The sequence below is a fragment of the Devosia sp. genome (assembly GCF_040509215.1).
Taxonomy (GTDB): Bacteria; Pseudomonadota; Alphaproteobacteria; order Rhizobiales; family Devosiaceae; genus Devosia.
Genome location: NZ_JBEVLL010000378.1, coordinates 1 through 16,325, shown reverse-complemented (window position 1 = coordinate 16,325; position 16,325 = coordinate 1). Strand labels below are relative to the sequence as shown.

Genomic DNA, 16,325 nt, shown 5'->3' with positions numbered 1-16,325 from the left:
CGGGCCACGCGCGAGAGCGCCTTCAAGTGATCGGCGCCGGCGCCGACAGGCGCGAGCAACATGATCACCACATCGACCGGCTGGTCGTCGACCGCGTCGAAGTCGATGGGGGTGTCCAGCCGCGCGAACACGGCGGTTACACCCTTGAGACCATTGAGCTTCCCATGCGGAATGGCAATGCCATTCCCGAGACCCGTCGACCCCAATTCCTCGCGGCCAGCAATGGCCGCAAGGATATCGTTCTGGTCCTTGCCGGTGATCTCGGAAGCCTTTTTGGACAAGATGTCAAACAGCTGGCGCTTTGAGGTGACACCCGTACAGTCAAGTACGGCATCCTCTGCCAGAATGTCAGCCAATTCCATTAGTCTGCCTTGGGCTCTACTTCAGCTTTGCTATGGCAGCAGGGCCTGTCAATTTACCCCGAGAGCGGGATCAATCCAGCCTATATTGCCATCCGCGCGGCGGTAGACCACATTCAGGCCGCCGTGTCCAGCGTGGCGGAACATCACAACATTCTGACCGGAATAGTCGAGCTCCATCACGGCTTCCTCAACGCTCATCTGGCGAAGGTTCTTGGTGGTCTCGGCGACGACCGGGGGAGCATAGTCCTCGTCGAGCTCGTCAAAGGCGTCTGAGGCGCCGAAAACGGTGTACTGCGCCGTCACGTCGTCGTCACCGACACCATTGCCGCGGCGGTGCTGCTTGAGCTTGCGGTTGTAGCGGCGCAGGCGCTTTTCAATATTGAGCGCCATCACTTCGTAGGCCGAGGTCGCATCGCCTCCCTGGGCGCTGGCCTGCAACACGGCGCCGGAATCGAGGTGGACAACGCAGTCGGCACGGAAGCCGATTCCGTCTGGAGTGAGGGTCAGATGGCCGTCATAGCCGCCGTCGAAATACTTTCCGACAACGGTGGAAAAGTGATCCTCTGCTTTACCGCGCAGAGCATCGCCGACATCCATATTCTTTCCCGAAACGCGCAAGGCCATGGCTTCTTCTTCCTTTCGGTCGTGTGTACGACGCAAGAGGTCCCGAAGCCGATTTCCCGACATCCGGGTTCCTGCCTACTGTCACCCTTTTGATGTGGGGTGCCAGACTTGAGGATGCTAGACCCAGCCAAAGGCAGGGGCAATCCGCATCATGCCCGGTATGGCCAAATGAGGGGATGACAGGGCGGGGCGGCTCCATTAGCCTTCCCACCGTGAACCCAGCCGCCCCGGGCAATAGCTCAACGCCGAGGCCCCGGCCTGTGGTTCCAGAAACAGCATTCAACGAGACGATGTGACGCAAGACGCCTCAGGCGATCTTTTGCAGCGCCTTTTTCTGGCGGCGACGGATCACCGAGGAGGGAATATTCATGCCCTCGCGATACTTCGCCACCGTGCGCCGGGCAACATCGATGCCCTGCTCCTTGCGCAGCATGTCGGCGATCGTATCGTCCGACAGAATATCGCTCGCCAGTTCCGCGTCGATAAGCTGCCTGATCCGGTGCCGAACTGCTTCAGCCGAATGATCACTGCCGCCATCAGCCGACGAAATCGCGGTCGTGAAGAAGTATTTCATCTCGTAGAGGCCGCGCGGCGTCGCCATATACTTGTTGGCGGTCACGCGACTGACCGTTGATTCATGCATTTCGATTTCTTCGGCGACCATTTTGAGCGTCATCGGCTTCAAATGCGCGACGCCATGGGTGAGAAACCCATCCTGCTGGCGCACGATTTCTGCCGCGACCTTGGTAATGGTCTGCGCCCGCTGGTCGAGACTCTTGGTCAGCCAATTGGCCGTCTGCAGGCAATCGGACAGGAAGGTCTTTTCGGCGGTATCGCGGGTCTTCTTGGTGACGCTGGCATAGTAGACCCGGTTGACCAGCACGCGCGGCAGCGTTTCGCTATTAAGCTCGATCTGCCAGCCGCCATCGGGCCCCGAGCGCACGAAGACATCGGGCACCACCGCTTCGATCGGCGCGCTATCGAAGGCGAGACCCGGCCGCGGATCGAGCAGGCGCAGTTCGCCGAGCATGTCCGACAGATCCTCGCGATCGCAGCCGACGGCCTTCATCAGCGCCGCCATATTGTGCTCGGCAACGAGGCCCAGATTGTCGAGCAGGCGCTGCATCATCGGGTCGAGCCGGTCGCGCTCGCGCAATTGCAGCGCCATGCATTCGGCAACGGAGCGGGCAAAGATACCGACGGGGTCGCAGGTCTGCAGCGCCCCAAGCACGGCTTCAATGTCGCCGAGTTCGGCGCCAAGGAGTTCAGCCACCGCGTCGAGTTCGACGGTGAGATAGCCCGCTTCGTTGAGCCCATCGATCAGGTGCTGGCCGATCAGCCGGTCCGCCGGGGTGCGCAACAGCATCTGCGCCTGGGCTTCGAGATGGTCGGACAGGCGCGGGCGCGAGGCGACGAACTGGTCGAGGTCGGGCGCTTCGCCGCCCTCGAAACTGCCGTTGCGGTCAGGTCCGGTGACACTGCCCATCTCGTTGGGATTGGATTCGGGAAAGATGTTCTCGACCGCGGTATCGTAGCCCTCGGCGATCTGGTCGGCATCCTTGATGCGGTCGCCCTGTGCAACCGTATCCTCATAGGCGCTGAGTTCGACCGCCTGTTCGGGGGCCTCCGCCGGCTCGGCATCGCCCCCCTCGCCGCCTTCTTCGCGTTCGAGCAGGGGATTGCGCAGCAGTTCGGCGTCGACGAAATCGTTGAGTTCGAGATGGCTCAATTGCAGCAGCTTGATCGACTGCATGAGCTGCGGCGTCAGCGTCAGGCTTTGAGCCTGGCGAAACTCCAGCCGCGGCGAAAGTGCCATCTATTCAACCTCTTGGCGCGTCACTTGATGCCCCGAAGGGCGGCTTCCCGGGCGCAACATGGCTGATTTCGCCGGGGAGGGCAAGCGCTAGAGCAAGTTCCGTGCCAGTTCCAAAAGAATACTAGAGCTCGAAGCTCTCGCCGAGGTAGACGCGACGTGCCTCGGGGCTTGCCGAAATCGTTTCGGGCTTGCCCTGAATCATCACCGAACCGCCGTGGATGACATAGGCCCGATCAACGAGACCAAGCGTCTCGCGCACCGCGTGGTCGGTGATGAGCACGCCAATGCCGCGCTGCGTCAATTGCCGCACAAGACCCTTCACTTCCGCCACCGCAATGGGATCAACGCCGGCAAAGGGCTCGTCGAGCAGCATGAAGATCGGCTCGGCCGCCAAGGCTCGCGCAATCTCGACGCGCCGCCGCTCGCCGCCCGAGAGCGAGAGGGCATTGGACTTGGCGAGGTGGGAAATGGAAAACTCGTCGAGAAGCTGTTTCAGCCGCCGCTTGCGCTCGGTCCGGCCACGCACGGTGTTTTCCAGAATAGCGAGAATATTGCCTTCGACACTCATGCCGCGAAAAATGGACGGTTCCTGAGGCAGGTAGCCGATACCGAGCTGGCCACGCTGAAACAGCGGCAAGCGGGTAATGTCATTGCCATCGAGCTGAATGCGTCCGGCGTCTGGCCGCACCAAGCCCATGATCATGGTAAAAACAGTGGTCTTGCCGGCGCCATTGGGGCCGAGCAGGCCCACCGCCTCGCCGCGACGCACAGCCAGCGACACGTCGCGCACGACAGTGCGCTTGCCAAAACTCTTGGCAAGGCCCTGGGCCACGAGCCAGCCCGACTGATCTATGCGCGTTTTTTCGCTCATTGCGTGGTGAAAACCCCGGTGACGCGCCCGCCCTCGCTGGCGGTGAATGTCGAGACATTGGTGGCAAGATTGACCACCAGTTCCTGCGCATTGACGCTGCCGGCGGCATTGCTGACCTCGACATTGCCGGTCAGCCGCAGCAATTGATCGCCCGGCGAGAATACGGCGCGATCGCCGGTTGCCGTCTGCTCGTCCGTTTCGAGCTTCACCTTGCCGGTCGCCTCAAAGCTCTTGATGTCGCTGGTGCCACCATCGCCATAGGTGGCGACGACCTTGTCGGCCCAGACATTGACCGTCGGATGCTTGATAACGACATTGCCGACGAAAACCGCTTCCTTGGTCCCTTCTTCGATGGTGAAGGTGTCGGCCGATATCTGCACGTCGGTCTGCGCCAGCGCAGGCGCAGCAAGCAAAGTTGCGAAAACAGCGATCAAAGCGAAGCGACTGAAATTCATTCCTGCTCTTCCCCGGGGGTTTCGGGCAGCGTGACGACCGCCTTGGTGAAAGTCCAGCGGTTACGATCAGCCTCGTGCACCAGGCCCTCGGCGCGCACGGTGGAGCCATCAGAATAGTTGATGGTCACCGGGCCCCTGGCCGTCAGGGTCTGACTGGCCCAGTCGAAAATGGAATCATTGAGGTGTCCGGAAATGCCGCTTGATTCGCTGATTTCCGTACCATGCTCGATACGAACCTGCTGGTTGACCGTATCGAGAATGGCATCCTCCGCCGTGGCCTCCCGGCGCACCCCGTCGGTGCGCTCCAGCATCACCCGCACATTGGTCATGGTGATGAGGTCGGTATTGTCTATGGCCGCCGCCGCCTCTTCGGCCCAGACGCGATAGGTCGAGCCATCGCTCAGCGTGCCGGCATATTCTGGCGTTTCAACCCGAATCCGGTCGGGGGTCACCTCGATCTTGCCAATGCCAAAACGCGCACCAAAGCTTGAAATCACGATCTGGATCAGCAGCGCTGCCAGCAGCACCGAACCCGCGGCGGGTACAACAAAGCGCAGCAGGCCCACGACGCGGTTGCGGCGCAGCAGGCGCTTATACTGTCTGGTCCGGCCGGGCTGATCGGCAAAGGCCAAGGGCTGTTCCTCAGCTATGAGCGAAAATATCCGTCTCTTGCCATCCCATCAGATCGAGGGCGCAACGGGTCTTCACAAAATCGAAGCAGGATTGTGCCAGTTCCATGCGGTTTTCGCGCTTGAGCATGCGATCGAGATGGCGCTTCAAATCGTGGAGATAGAGTACGTCGGACGCGGCATAGTCGAGCTGCGCATCGGTCAGCTTCTCATTGCCCCAGTCAGAACTCTGCTGCTGCTTGGAAAGATCGACATTGAGCAGTTCGCGCGCCAGTTCCTTGAGGCCATGGCGATCGGTATAGGTGCGCACGAGGCGCGAGGCGATCTTGGTGCAATAGATCGGCCCGGTGACAACGCCGAAACGCTGCTGCAGAACGGCCACGTCGAAGCGCGCATAGTGGAAAATCTTGGTGACGCCGGGATCGGTTAGCAGGCGAACCAGATTGGGCGCCTCGGTGGCGTTTTGCGGGATCTGAATGACATCGGCGCTGCCGTCGCCGGGGGAAAGCTGCACCACGCAGAGCCGGTCGCGATGCGGGTCGAGCCCCATGGTCTCAGTGTCGATCGCCACCTCACGGCCGTAATTGGAGAGGTTAGGCAAATCGCCGCGATGCAACCTGATGGCCATGGCTTTTCCATTCTTGTGTTTTGCTTTCATTGGCACAGCAAGACGGCGATGGAAAGGCACTGTGCCAAGGCAAGAATTGCTCAACCCTGCGGCCCGATCATATCAAGCTTTCTTTATATCCGCCTTGACCGCAGAGGCAGTCGGTGTCACAAAACGGTCAGTTTGGCCCATTTTCGGGCATTTTTTGCATTTCCGGAGCATTTACGTGGCCCGTTCGTCCTATCACTTCACCTCTGAGTCGGTCTCCGAGGGTCACCCGGACAAGGTTTGCGACCGGATTTCGGACGAGATCGTCGACCTCGTTTTCCGTGAGGCCAAGAAGGTCGGCATGGACGCGAGCCAAGTCCGCATTGCCTGCGAAACCCTCGCCACCACCAACCGCGTCGTCATTGCCGGCGAAGTGCGCGTTCCCGAAACGCTGCTGAAGAAAGACAAGGACGGCAAGGTCCTCAAGGACAAGGCCGGTGCCCCGATCGTCAGCCCGTCCAAATTCAAGGCCGCCGCCCGCAAGGCCATCCGCGCCATCGGCTACGAACAGTCCGGCTTCCACTGGAAGACCTGCAAGATCGACGTGCTGCTGCACGGCCAGTCGGCTGATATTGCCCAGGGTGTCGATGAAAGCGGCAACAAGGATGTCGGCGCCGGCGACCAGGGCATCATGTTCGGCTACGCCTCGCGCGAAACGCCCGAACTGCTGCCCGCTCCGATTTACTACGCCCACAAGATCCTCGAGACCCTGACCGACGCCCGCAAGGCCAATCACGGCCCCGCCGGCAAGCTTGGCCCCGATGCCAAGAGCCAGGTGACGGTGCGCTATGAGGATGGCAAGCCGGTTGCGGTAACCCAGATCGTGCTGTCCACTCAGCACCTCGATGAAAGCCTGACTTCTGCCGACGTGCGTAAGATCGTCGAGCCCTATATCCGCGAAGCCCTGCCGGAAGGCTGGATCAGCGACGAGACCGTCTGGCACGTCAATCCAACCGGCAAGTTCGTCGTCGGTGGTCCCGATGGCGATGCGGGCCTGACCGGTCGCAAGATCATCGTCGACACCTATGGTGGCGCAGCGCCCCATGGTGGCGGCGCTTTCTCGGGCAAGGATCCCACCAAGGTCGACCGTTCGGCAGCTTACGCCGCACGCTACCTCGCCAAGAACGTCGTTGCCGCCGGCCTTGCCGATCGCGCCACGATCCAGCTCAGCTATGCCATCGGCGTCGCCAAGCCGCTGTCGATCTATGTCGACCTGCACGGCACCGGCACGGTCGATGAGGCCAAGCTCGAAAAAGCCCTGGCCGAGGTGATGGACCTGACGCCGCGCGGCATCCGCACCCATCTCGACCTCAACAAGCCGATCTATGCCAAAACCTCGGCCTATGGCCACTTCGGCCGCAAGCCGGGCCGCGATGGCAGCTTCTCCTGGGAGAAGATCGATCTCGTAAAGGCGCTGAAGCAGGCCGTCGCCTGATTCACGCCAATGATTGACCCAAGGCCTCTTTTCCGCGATGCGGAGGAGAGGCCTTCGCTTTTCTAAAGATTTCTTGCCATGACCGACCACCAGCTCCCCAAAACCCGCGACGGCGAACCGCGCGCTTTTTTCGGCCGCCGCTCCGGCAAGAAACTGCATGGTGGCCAGAAGGCCATGGTCGACGAGACGCTGCCAGAGCTCGAAATCGCGCTCAGCGAGCACCTCGATCCCAAAACGCTGTTCCCGGATGCCAAGCGCCTCGTCATTGAAATCGGTTATGGCGGCGGCGAGCATCTGGCGCGCAAGGCCGAGGAAGAGCCCGACACCGGCTTTATCGGCTGCGAGGTTTTCACCGGTGGCATCGGCAAGATGGTGCAGGCGGCCATCGCCAGGAATCTACGCAATGTCCGGCTCTTCACCGACGATGCGCTCAAACTGCTCGTCACGCTGCCCGATGCCAGCATTGACGCGATCTATCTCCTCTACCCCGATCCCTGGCCGAAGACGCGCCACCATAAGCGCCGCTTCGTCTCGCCGGTGACGCTCAAGGAACTGGCGCGCGTGATCAAGCCGGGCGGCACATTCCACTTCGCGAGCGACATCGAGGACTATGCCGACTGGACCCTCGCCCATATCGTGCGCGAGCCCGAATTTTCCTTCGCCCCGGAAGCGCCCGGCTCATGGCATACGCCTTATCCGGGCTGGCAGCCGACGCGCTACGAGCAGAAGGCGCGGCGCGAAGGCCGCATGATCAGCTTTTATTTCACCTTCGACCGGCGCTGAAATCTTTACCGTTTCGTGACGGTGAACGACAAGTTCGCCGTCGCGGCACTGGACCTTTGCCATTCGCTCCCCATATCGGCTGCACGCCGATTTTTCCGGAGCCTCACAAATGTCCGCCACGCTTTCCTTCTCGCATGAGGACAATAGTTTTCTGGCGATGAGGACAGGGAAATGGACGCTGGTCGTGGTGGCTGAGCTTAGTAGCGGCACCCGCCGCTTCAATGAACTGCGGCGCTCGATGGACGGAATTTCCCAGAAGACGCTGGCGTCCACCCTGCGCGAACTCGAACGCGACGGCTTTATCTCCCGCACGGCCTTCGCCACCATTCCGCCGCGGGTCGATTATGAACTGACGACTTTAGGTCGGGATCTGCTCGATCTCGTCGATGTCTGCCGGGCCTTCGTCGTCCGCAATCGCGACGCCGTTGCTGCCGCACGGCAGAATTTTGATCTCTCAAACAGTATCAGCCTCCGCTGACGGAGACTTCGGGCGCCGCCGGGAACGGCAGCGCCAGGAGTGTCACGCTCAGGGCGCCTTCGGGAAAAGCGATTGCCGCTTTTCCGGTCGAAGGCGCGACGAGCTGAAGCTTAGAGGCCGACTGGAGCCAGGGAGTCAGCGTCGAAAAGCTGCATGGCCTGGGTGCCGTCTTCCTTGATGACGAAGGCGCGAACGAGGCCGTTCCAGTCTTCGACGGAGGTGGCATTGATGCCCTTTTCCTGCAGACGGAGCAGGGTATAGTCATTGGCGACTTCGCCGGTGAGATAGCTCTTGTCGTTGTCGGTCGAGGAGGGGTCGATCGTGGCGGCAAAGGCTGGCATGGCAATGCCGGCAACGAGAGCGGCAGTGGTCAGGGCGAGAATGCTGTTCTTGATCATTTCAGGTGTTCCTTTCGTTTGAACACCCCAGAGATAGGCCCGGCAATTTCGGCTCCAAGACACGAAAAACAAGAATCTTGCTCTTGAAAGACGCCTCGGTGCCCCGACGGTTTCACAAGTAAATCAGGTGGTTAGAAAGAAACCCGGTTCTCCCGAGGAAACCAGGTTCCCTCGCTGTGACGAAGCTTGGAACCGGGCGATACGGCTTAATGTTGTTTCATGACAGCAAGGAGTCAGCCATGCAGATCAGCGTCAATATTCTCGACACCGTGCCCGTTACCCACAATGTCCGCCATTATCGGCTCGAGCGTCCGAAGGGCTACAATTTCTCGCCCGGCCAGGCCACCGAGGTCAGCATTGATCGCGACGGTTGGCAGGACAAGAAGCGTCCCTTCACGTTCACCTGCCTGCCCGACGCCGACAACCTCGAATTCACCATCAAGAGCTATTTCGACCATGCCGGCGTCACCAACGAGCTCTGGTCGCTGGGTGCGGGCGACAAGCTGATCCTGCGCGATGTCTGGGGCACGATCCAGTATCGCGGGCCCGGCACCTTCATCGCGGGAGGCGCCGGCGTCACGCCCTTCATCGCCATCCTGCGTAATCTTAACGCGACCGGAAAGATCGCCGGCAATCGGCTGATCGTCTCCAACCAGAGCGAGAAAGACATCATCCTCCGCGATGAGTTCGAGACCATGGAAGGCCTCGAAACGCTCTGGACCGTCACCAATGACCAAAAATCGAAACTGCTGCAGGAGCGGATCGACGCCGATTTCCTCAAGCGCCACATCACCGATTTTTCCGGCAACTTCTACCTCTGCGGACCAGATCCTATGGTCGAGGAGCTGCGCGGCATGCTCGAAGAGCTTGGCGCCGACGTCAGCAATGTGACCTGGGAGAAATAGCCAGCGCAAAAAGCGCCGGTGTGCTCCGGGAATGAAAGCCTAGCCGAACGAGAGTTCGAGACTGTTGGGGCGTCGAATCGCGACCTTGCCGTCCCATTTGAAATTGGACGATGGGATTTCGAGGGTCAGTTCGTCCGGCACGTCGGCCGAATTGGACAATTGCACCTCGGCACCGTCCTCCCACAGCGCGCGCACCGTGCAATCGATCACCGATCGGCGGTCATTGAAGACCAGCTTGCCGGCCTTGAGCACGCGGCGGCGCTCCACCTGCCGGGTGGTGGCCAGGGTTGCCCCGCTCCAGGGCATGCTCTTGTTGCGCCCCGAGCGCTTGGCTTCATAGAGAGCCTCGTCGGCCTTGAGCATCAGGCTGTCATAGGTGTCGGCGCTGGGGTCGAAGGTGGCGACGCCAAAGCTGGCGGCAACGGTAAGGGGTGGCCGGCTACCGGGAAAACTCAATTGCAGGAGCGCGTGGCGCAGTTTTTCGGCGACCACCATGGCCGCATTGCCATCGGCATCGGGCAGGATGACGCCGAACTCCTCGCCGCCGAGACGTCCAAAGATATCGCTCTGGCGCAGGATGGGCTCGACGGCCTTGGTCACGGCCTTGAGCACGGCATCGCCGGCGGCATGGCCATAGGTGTCGTTGATCGCCTTGAACCGGTCGATATCGAAGGCAATGGCGCTGAGCTGGCTGCGATGCCGGCGCGCCAGCGCTACATATTTTTCCGCATCTTCCTTGAAGGCGCGGCGCGTGTTGATGCCCGTCAGTCCATCGGTCGTGGCGAGGCGCCGCAGTTCCATTTCGCTCATGGCGACACGTGCCAGCTCGCGGAAAATTTCCAGCTCGCGCCCCGAAAATTGCCGCGGATGGCTGTCGATGGCGCAGATGGTGCCGATATTGTGCCCGTCTTCCGTTGTAAGGGGAACGCTGGCGTAGAAGCGAACGCCGCGCTCGGCGGTCACATGCGGGGAATCACGAAACCGCTCATCCTGGCTCGCGTCCGGAACGATCATCGGTTCGGGTCCGGTCATGGCATAGCGGCAGAAGGTTTCGCTGATCGGCACTTCGGTCAGGGGTGTGCCCTCGGAAGCCTTGTACCATTGCCGATGCGCATCGATCATCGAGACGATGGAGGTCTCGACCCCGAAGACCAAGCGCACCAGCGCCGCGATACGGTCAAAGGCCGGCTCGCGCGGCGTATCGAGAATGTCGTAGCGCTCAACCGCGGCAAGGCGCTCGTCTTCGGATTTCTGGGGCAGGGGGAATATGTCGAGCGCGACAGACATTGCAGGTCCCGGATAACAGCTTTGGCAAAGTTCTAAGCCGTGGTGCTTTCGCGAAGGCTAACGCCCCCGTTCGGATCGGGGCTTTTCCCGAGGAGGCTTTATGAAGGGTTGCCAAGCCCGACCTTGCCTTTTGTCGGGAGTGGGGCTATATGGGGCCAACATCGTTGCTCTCATACAGAGAGTGGTGCCCTGACCGGCCCCGCTCTTTTTGCTTATCTGGGACCCAATGGCTTTCGATCTCACCGAGAAACGCTACATCAAGGAAACCGGCCTCGAAGCCCGTCTTTCCCGCATCATCGAGCCGGTGGCCAATGGCCTTGGCTACGCGCTCGTCCGAGTCAAAGTCACGCCGGAAAATGGCTGCACGCTGCAGATCATGGCGGAAGACGAGAATGGCCGCTTCAACATCAATGACTGCGAGGCCCTTTCCAAGGATCTCTCGCCGGTTCTCGATGTCGAAGATCCGATCGAGCGCGAATATCACCTGGAAGTTTCTTCCGCCGGTATTGACCGCCCGCTGGTGCGCAAGCGCGATTTCGAGCGTTTCGTCGGCCATGAGGCCAAGGTCGAACTGCTCGACATGATCAATGGCCGCAAGCGTTTCCGCGGCGACATCCTTGCCGTTGACGAAGAGGGCGTGACGATCCGTTTGCCCGACGCGCCCGGCGGCACCAACCCCGACCACAAGCTTGCCTTCGTCACCATTGCCGATGCCAAGCTCGTTATGACCGACAAATTGATGGACATGGCGCGCGCCGATCAGGAATTGCATCCGATCGACGACGATGAGACCGAAACGGTCGAATATGCCGATGCCGACAATGACGACGAAAACCTCCCCGAGGAGACGAAATAAATGGCTGTTAGCGCGAATCGCCTTGAGCTTTTGCAGATCGCGGATGCCGTCGCCCGTGAAAAGTCGATCGACCGCATGGTCGTCATCGAGGCGATGCAGGATGCCATGGAAAAGGCCGCCAAGGGCCGCTATGGCGCCGAGACCGAGATCAAGGTCGAGATCAATCCGCGCTCGGGTGAAACCCGCATGTGGCGCCTGCTCGAAATCGTCGACGCCGTCGAAGAGCCGAGCCGCCAGGTCGACCTCAAGTTCGCCAAGACCAAGTCGCCCGAAGCCAAGGTCGGCGATTTCCTGACCGAGCCGCTGCCGCCGATGGAATTCGGCCGTATCGCCGCCCAGTCGGCCAAGCAGGTCATCGTGCAGAAGGTGCGCGACGCCGAGCGCGACCGCATGTTCGAGGAATATACCAACCGCGTCGGCGAAATCGTCAACGGCACCGTCAAGCGCGTCGAATATGGCAATGTGATCGTCGATCTCGGCCGTGGCGAAGCCATCATCCGCCGCGACGAACTGATCCCGCGCGAAATGTTCCGCTATGGCGATCGCGTCCGCGCCTATGTCTATGACGTGCGCCGCGAACAGCGCGGTCCGCAGATTTTCCTGTCGCGCACCCATCCCCAGTTCATGGCCAAGCTGTTCATGCAGGAAGTGCCGGAAATCTATGATGGCGTGATCACCATCCGCTCGATCGCTCGCGATCCGGGCTCGCGCGCCAAGATCGCCGTGACCTCGAACGATTCTTCGATCGATCCCGTCGGCGCTTGCGTCGGTATGCGTGGTTCGCGCGTTCAGGCTGTGGTTGCCGAACTCCAGGGCGAAAAGATCGACATCATTCCCTGGACCGACACCATTGCGGACCTCGTCGTTTCGGCCCTGCAGCCGGCCGATGTCGCCAAGGTCGTTCTCGACGAGCAGGCAGAGCGCATCGAGGTCGTCGTTCCCGATGAGCAGCTCTCGCTCGCCATCGGTCGTCGTGGCCAGAATGTGCGCCTCGCTTCGCAGCTCATCGGCTGGGATATCGACATCCTGACCGAGCAGGAAGAGAGCGAACGCCGCCACAAGGAATTCACAGAACGCTCGACCCTGTTCATGCAGGCCCTTGACGTTGACGAGATGGTTGCCCAACTACTGGCTTCCGAAGGTTTCTCGTCGGTCGAAGAGCTCGCCTATATCGAGCCCAACGAAATCGCCTCCATCGAAGGCTTCGACGAAGAGACGGCTGGCGAAATCCAGAACCGCGCTACCGAATATCTCGCCGAGATCGAACGCAAGTTCGACGACGAGCGTATTGCCCTCGGCGTCGAGGAAGAGCTTTACGAAATCCCGGGCCTCAATGCGGCAATGCTTGTTGCCCTGGGCAAGGAAGACATCAAGACCGTGGAAGACTTTGCCGGTTGCGCCGCTGACGATCTCGTTGGCTGGAGCGAACGCAAGGATGGCGAAACCAAGCGCTTCGAGGGAACTTTCAAGGATTTCCCGGTGAGCCGCGAAGAGGCAGAAGACATGATCCTGCAGGCCCGCATCCGCGCCGGCTGGATCCAGGCTGACGAAGTGGCCGCCGAAGCCGACGAAGTCGGCGACGAAACCGCGGAGGAGGCGGTCTAAGGACCGCCTTCTTCGGAGTGAAAACGTGGCCCGGCGCGAAGAAACTATAAGGACATGTGCTCTCACCCGGCTCGAAAAGCCGGTTGAGGACCTGATCCGTTTCGTGCTGGGGCCCGATGGCACCATAGTGCCCGATACCGATGCCAAGGCCGAAGGCCGGGGCGTCTGGATCAGCCTCAGCCATGAGGCCGTTGCCGAGGCCGTTCGCAAGAAGGCCTTTGCCAAGAGCCTGAAAGAGAATGTCGATGTTCCGCCCGATCTGGCGGACCTGACCCGGCTGCGGCTCGAACAAAGATTTACCTCGGCTCTCGCCATGGCGAGAAAAGCCGGCCAGTTCACCTCTGGCGGTATGAAGGTGAAGAGTGCCATCGAGACCGGAAAGCTCATCGCGTTGCTGACAGCGACCGACGGCGCCGCCGATGGCAAGAACAAGATGCTGGGGGCCCTGCGCGCCCTCAATCATGCCCGTCGCGAGGGCAGCGCAGTCGGCAAGCAAGTGCCGCATTTCGAATTGCTCTCAAGCGTGCAATTGGGTTTGGCACTTGGACTAGAAAATGTGATACATGCTGCCCTCATGACAGGGGCGGCAGCCCAATCGGCGCTGGACAAGGCCAATAGACTGGCCCGCTACGACGCCAATCCGACGGATAACGACACCGACCGCCCTGCGGTAACCGGTGTGCTTTTGTCCGTGGAACAGGACGAAAGACGATAGGAAGTATGGCTGATAACGACGACAAGCGTTCTGACGATTCCGGCGCCAAGAAGACGCTGACCCTCAAGGGGGGTCCGGGTCTGGGCAATCGTGCCGGCACGTCGCGCGGTCCCTCGCGAGCGACGGTGGTCGTGGAGAAGCGGACGCGCGTGGTTCCAAAACCCGCCGGCGTGCCCTCGGGCGCACAGGCCGGTGGTGGCCGTCCCAGCGGTTCGGGTCGTCCCGGCCAGGGTCGCCCCATGCAGACCCAGCGTGCCCCGCTTGGTCTCTCCGCGGCGGAAGCCGAAGCCCGTCAGAAGGCACTTGCTCTTGCCGGCGCCCGCGCCGCCGAGGACAAGGAGCGCTTTGCGGCTGAAGAGGCTCGCCGGATCGAGGACGACAATCGTCGTCGCCAGGTCCGCGAAGAAGCCGCGCGCCAGGAAGAAGAGCGTCGTCAGGCCGACGAGAGCCGTCGCACCGAAGAAGACACTGTTGCCGCCGCTCCCGAGCCGGCCGTCAGCGCCGCGCCGGCAGCACCCGCTGCTGCCGCGCCGGAGCCGCGCCAGCCCTTCGTGCCGGCAAGCCAGCGCAATCCTGGTCCATCCGCCGTCCGTACCGTTTCGGGCCGTCCGGGTCAGTCAACGCGTCCGCAGCGTAGCGAGCGGCCTTCGAACGAACGCCCGTCCAACGAGCGTCCGTCCAATACTCGCCCAGACGGCGAACGGCCGAACCCGAATGCCCGTCCGACCGGCAATACCCGCCCGGCTGGCTCCACCGGCACGCGCCCCGCAGGCACCGGCACCCGTCCGGCCGGCGATCGTCGTCCCGCTGGCGCTGGCATGGCCCCGATCGGCAATGTGCCGCCCGCCGCACCGAGCGAGGCCGATGGCCGTCGCGTTCGTACCGGTGCGCCGCAGCAGCGTCCGACGACCGAAGCCGAACTCGAAAACGCTCGTCGCGCCTCGCGTGCCCAGCCGGAGCGTCCGACGCGTCGCGCCGATGATGGTGCCGCCCGCGGCCGCCTGACCGTTTCGAGCGCCACGACGGAAAACGATCGCGACAAGGGTCCGTCCCTCGCCGCCATGCGTCGCCGTCGCGACAAGAAGATGGGCCGCAACCAGCAGGAAGCGCCAAAGCTCAGCCGCGAAGTCGTCATCCCGGAAGCCATCACGGTTGCAGAACTTGCCAACCGCATGGCCGAACGCTCCGTCACCGTCATCAAGATGCTGATGTCGCAGGGCCAGATGGCCACCATCAACGACGTGATCGATGCCGATACGGCAGAACTGATCGCTTCGGAACTGGGCCACACGGTCAAGCGCGTTTCGGATGCCGACGTTGAAGAAGGTCTCTATGACATCCCGGCAGACGACAAGGCCGAGGATCTGACCGATCGTGCGCCGGTCGTGACCATCATGGGTCACGTCGACCACGGCAAGACCTCGCTGCTCGACGCGATCCGCGAAGCCAATGTGGTTTCGGGCGAAGCCGGTGGCATCACCCAGCATATCGGCGCCTATCAGGTCGAAAAGAACGGCAACAAGATCACGTTCCTCGATACCCCGGGCCACGAGGCGTTCACCGCCATGCGTGCCCGCGGTGCGCAGGCAACCGATATCGCGGTGCTGGTCGTTGCGGCCGATGACGGCGTCATGCCGCAGACCATTGAATCCATCAAGCACGCCAAGGCGGCTGGTGTTCCGATTATCGTGGCCATCAACAAGATGGACAAGCCGGAAGCCAATCCCCAGCGCGTGCGCACGGAACTGCTTCAGCATGAAGTGTTCGTGGAATCGATGGGCGGCGACGTGCTCGACGTTGAAGTGTCGGCCAAAACCCAGGCTGGTCTCGACAAGCTGCTCGAAACCATCCTGCTGCAGGCCGAAGTTCTCGAACTTCGCGTTGCTCGCGATGGTCGTGCCGAAGGTCTCGTCATCGAAGCCAAGCTCGATCGTGGTCGTGGTGCCGTGGCAACCGTCCTCGTGCAGCGCGGTACGCTCGCCATCGGTGACATTCTCGTCGCCGGCACCGAGTTTGCCCGTGTTCGTGCCCTGATCAACGACAAGGGCGAGCAGGTCAAATCCGCAGGCCCGTCCATTCCGGTGGAAGTCCTCGGCTTTACCGGCGTGCCAAGCGCAGGCGACCGCTTCTCGGTCGTCGAAAGCGAAGCCCGTGCCCGCGAAGTCACCGAATATCGTCAGCGCGCCATCCGTGAAAAAACGGCCGGCGGCGGTGCAACGAGCCTCGAGCAGATGATGAATCAGCTCAAGATCGCCGGCATCTCCAAGTTCCCGCTGATCATCAAGGGCGACGTGCAGGGTTCGGTCGAAGCGATCGTTGCTTCGCTCAACAAGCTCTCGACCGACGAAGTGTCGGCGCAGATCCTGATGAGCGGCGTCGGTGGCATCACCGAGTCGGACGTGACCCTGGCGGCGGCATCCAACGCCATCGTCATCGGCTTCAACGTTCGTG

The 16,325-nt window shown here is 61.6% G+C and carries 17 protein-coding genes; 8 read left to right on the top strand and 9 right to left on the bottom strand.

Features of this window, described 5'->3' with window-relative positions:
• From ABW043_RS21280 to ABW043_RS21250, 7 genes are all read right to left on the bottom strand, one after another.
• Window positions 1-362, bottom strand: a 362-nt coding sequence (locus ABW043_RS21280) for a PTS sugar transporter subunit IIA (RefSeq protein ID WP_353923197.1), incomplete at its 3' end; no start/stop codon positions are given.
• Window positions 363-410: 48 nt separating this feature from the next.
• Window positions 411-986 (bottom strand): ribosome hibernation-promoting factor, HPF/YfiA family, encoded by a 576-nt coding sequence (gene hpf / locus ABW043_RS21275; RefSeq protein WP_353923196.1) that lies wholly within the window; start codon window positions 984-986, stop codon window positions 411-413.
• Window positions 987-1,293: 307 nt separating this feature from the next.
• On the bottom strand, window positions 1,294-2,802 hold the full coding sequence (rpoN, locus tag ABW043_RS21270; RefSeq protein WP_353923195.1) for an RNA polymerase factor sigma-54: 1,509 nt from the start codon (window positions 2,800-2,802) through the stop codon (window positions 1,294-1,296).
• Window positions 2,803-2,923: 121 nt separating this feature from the next.
• Complete coding sequence (gene lptB, locus ABW043_RS21265) at window positions 2,924-3,673, bottom strand: LPS export ABC transporter ATP-binding protein (protein WP_353923194.1); 750 nt, start codon at window positions 3,671-3,673, stop codon at window positions 2,924-2,926.
• The gene (locus tag ABW043_RS21260) at window positions 3,670-4,128 is read right to left on the bottom strand and encodes an LptA/OstA family protein (RefSeq protein ID WP_353923193.1); all 459 of its coding nucleotides are present in this window, start codon (window positions 4,126-4,128) and stop codon (window positions 3,670-3,672) included. The genes lptB and ABW043_RS21260 overlap by 4 nt, the downstream gene beginning before the upstream one ends.
• Entirely contained in the window at window positions 4,125-4,760 is a 636-nt protein-coding gene (locus ABW043_RS21255; RefSeq protein ID WP_353923192.1) for a hypothetical protein, read from the bottom strand. Before ABW043_RS21255 ends, ABW043_RS21260 begins: the two co-directional genes overlap by 4 nt.
• A 10-nt stretch (window positions 4,761-4,770) precedes the next feature.
• Window positions 4,771-5,385 carry a ribonuclease D gene (locus ABW043_RS21250; RefSeq protein ID WP_353923191.1) on the bottom strand — a complete coding sequence of 205 codons (615 nt, stop codon included), beginning with the start codon at window positions 5,383-5,385 and terminating at the stop codon, window positions 4,771-4,773.
• A 205-nt stretch (window positions 5,386-5,590) separates the two neighbouring features.
• Here ABW043_RS21250 and metK point away from each other — a divergent pair, with 205 nt between their 5' ends.
• From metK to ABW043_RS21235, 3 genes are all read left to right on the top strand, one after another.
• Entirely contained in the window at window positions 5,591-6,847 is a 1,257-nt protein-coding gene (gene metK, locus ABW043_RS21245; protein ID WP_353923190.1) for a methionine adenosyltransferase, read from the top strand.
• A gap of 78 nt (window positions 6,848-6,925) precedes the next feature.
• Window positions 6,926-7,630, top strand: coding sequence for a tRNA (guanosine(46)-N7)-methyltransferase TrmB (gene trmB / locus ABW043_RS21240; protein WP_353923189.1), 705 nt, complete (start codon window positions 6,926-6,928; stop codon window positions 7,628-7,630).
• Between the two features lie 109 nt (window positions 7,631-7,739).
• Window positions 7,740-8,108 (top strand): winged helix-turn-helix transcriptional regulator, encoded by a 369-nt coding sequence (locus ABW043_RS21235; RefSeq protein ID WP_353923188.1) that lies wholly within the window; start codon window positions 7,740-7,742, stop codon window positions 8,106-8,108.
• A 110-nt stretch (window positions 8,109-8,218) separates the two neighbouring features.
• On the opposite strand, the gene ABW043_RS21230 is transcribed toward ABW043_RS21235, so the two are convergent.
• Window positions 8,219-8,506, bottom strand: a complete 288-nt coding sequence (locus ABW043_RS21230; protein ID WP_353923187.1) for a hypothetical protein — start codon at window positions 8,504-8,506, stop codon at window positions 8,219-8,221.
• 239 nt (window positions 8,507-8,745) lie between these two features.
• On the opposite strand from ABW043_RS21230, the gene ABW043_RS21225 reads away from it, so the two are divergent.
• Window positions 8,746-9,411: a ferredoxin reductase domain-containing protein gene (locus tag ABW043_RS21225; RefSeq protein WP_353923186.1), complete on the top strand. Its 666-nt coding sequence runs from the start codon at window positions 8,746-8,748 to the stop codon at window positions 9,409-9,411.
• A 39-nt stretch (window positions 9,412-9,450) separates the two neighbouring features.
• Here ABW043_RS21225 and ABW043_RS21220 read toward each other — a convergent pair whose 3' ends face one another.
• Window positions 9,451-10,698 carry a sensor domain-containing diguanylate cyclase gene (locus ABW043_RS21220; protein ID WP_353923185.1) on the bottom strand — a complete coding sequence of 416 codons (1,248 nt, stop codon included), beginning with the start codon at window positions 10,696-10,698 and terminating at the stop codon, window positions 9,451-9,453.
• Between the two features lie 226 nt (window positions 10,699-10,924).
• On the opposite strand from ABW043_RS21220, the gene rimP reads away from it, so the two are divergent.
• From rimP to infB, 4 genes are all read left to right on the top strand, one after another.
• A complete protein-coding gene (gene rimP, locus ABW043_RS21215) occupies window positions 10,925-11,554 on the top strand; it encodes a ribosome maturation factor RimP (protein WP_353923184.1) in 630 nt (209 codons plus the stop codon).
• Window positions 11,555-13,159, top strand: coding sequence for a transcription termination factor NusA (gene nusA / locus ABW043_RS21210; RefSeq protein ID WP_353923183.1), 1,605 nt, complete (start codon window positions 11,555-11,557; stop codon window positions 13,157-13,159). It begins immediately after the preceding gene.
• Window positions 13,098-13,874 carry an RNA-binding protein gene (locus ABW043_RS21205; RefSeq protein ID WP_353923198.1) on the top strand — a complete coding sequence of 259 codons (777 nt, stop codon included), beginning with the start codon at window positions 13,098-13,100 and terminating at the stop codon, window positions 13,872-13,874. Before nusA ends, ABW043_RS21205 begins: the two co-directional genes overlap by 62 nt.
• Window positions 13,875-13,879: 5 nt before the next feature.
• A partial coding sequence (infB, locus tag ABW043_RS21200; RefSeq protein ID WP_353923182.1) for a translation initiation factor IF-2 occupies window positions 13,880-16,325 on the top strand: 2,446 nt, incomplete at its 3' end.

Excerpts from the sequence above, each read along its gene's own strand:
- hpf (WP_353923196.1), bottom strand. The coding sequence starts at position 986 with ATGGCCTTGCGCGTTTCGGGAAAGAATATGGATGTCGGCGATGCTCTG.
- rpoN (WP_353923195.1), bottom strand. The coding sequence starts at position 2,802 with ATGGCACTTTCGCCGCGGCTGGAGTTTCGCCAGGCTCAAAGCCTGACG.
- lptB (WP_353923194.1), bottom strand. The coding sequence starts at position 3,673 with ATGAGCGAAAAAACGCGCATAGATCAGTCGGGCTGGCTCGTGGCCCAG.
- ABW043_RS21260 (WP_353923193.1), bottom strand. The coding sequence starts at position 4,128 with ATGAATTTCAGTCGCTTCGCTTTGATCGCTGTTTTCGCAACTTTGCTT.
- ABW043_RS21250 (WP_353923191.1), bottom strand. The coding sequence starts at position 5,385 with ATGGCCATCAGGTTGCATCGCGGCGATTTGCCTAACCTCTCCAATTAC.
- trmB (WP_353923189.1), top strand. The coding sequence starts at position 6,926 with ATGACCGACCACCAGCTCCCCAAAACCCGCGACGGCGAACCGCGCGCT.
- ABW043_RS21235 (WP_353923188.1), top strand. The coding sequence starts at position 7,740 with ATGTCCGCCACGCTTTCCTTCTCGCATGAGGACAATAGTTTTCTGGCG.
- ABW043_RS21230 (WP_353923187.1), bottom strand. The coding sequence starts at position 8,506 with ATGATCAAGAACAGCATTCTCGCCCTGACCACTGCCGCTCTCGTTGCC.
- ABW043_RS21225 (WP_353923186.1), top strand. The coding sequence starts at position 8,746 with ATGCAGATCAGCGTCAATATTCTCGACACCGTGCCCGTTACCCACAAT.
- ABW043_RS21220 (WP_353923185.1), bottom strand. The coding sequence starts at position 10,698 with ATGTCTGTCGCGCTCGACATATTCCCCCTGCCCCAGAAATCCGAAGAC.
- rimP (WP_353923184.1), top strand. The coding sequence starts at position 10,925 with ATGGCTTTCGATCTCACCGAGAAACGCTACATCAAGGAAACCGGCCTC.
- nusA (WP_353923183.1), top strand. The coding sequence starts at position 11,555 with ATGGCTGTTAGCGCGAATCGCCTTGAGCTTTTGCAGATCGCGGATGCC.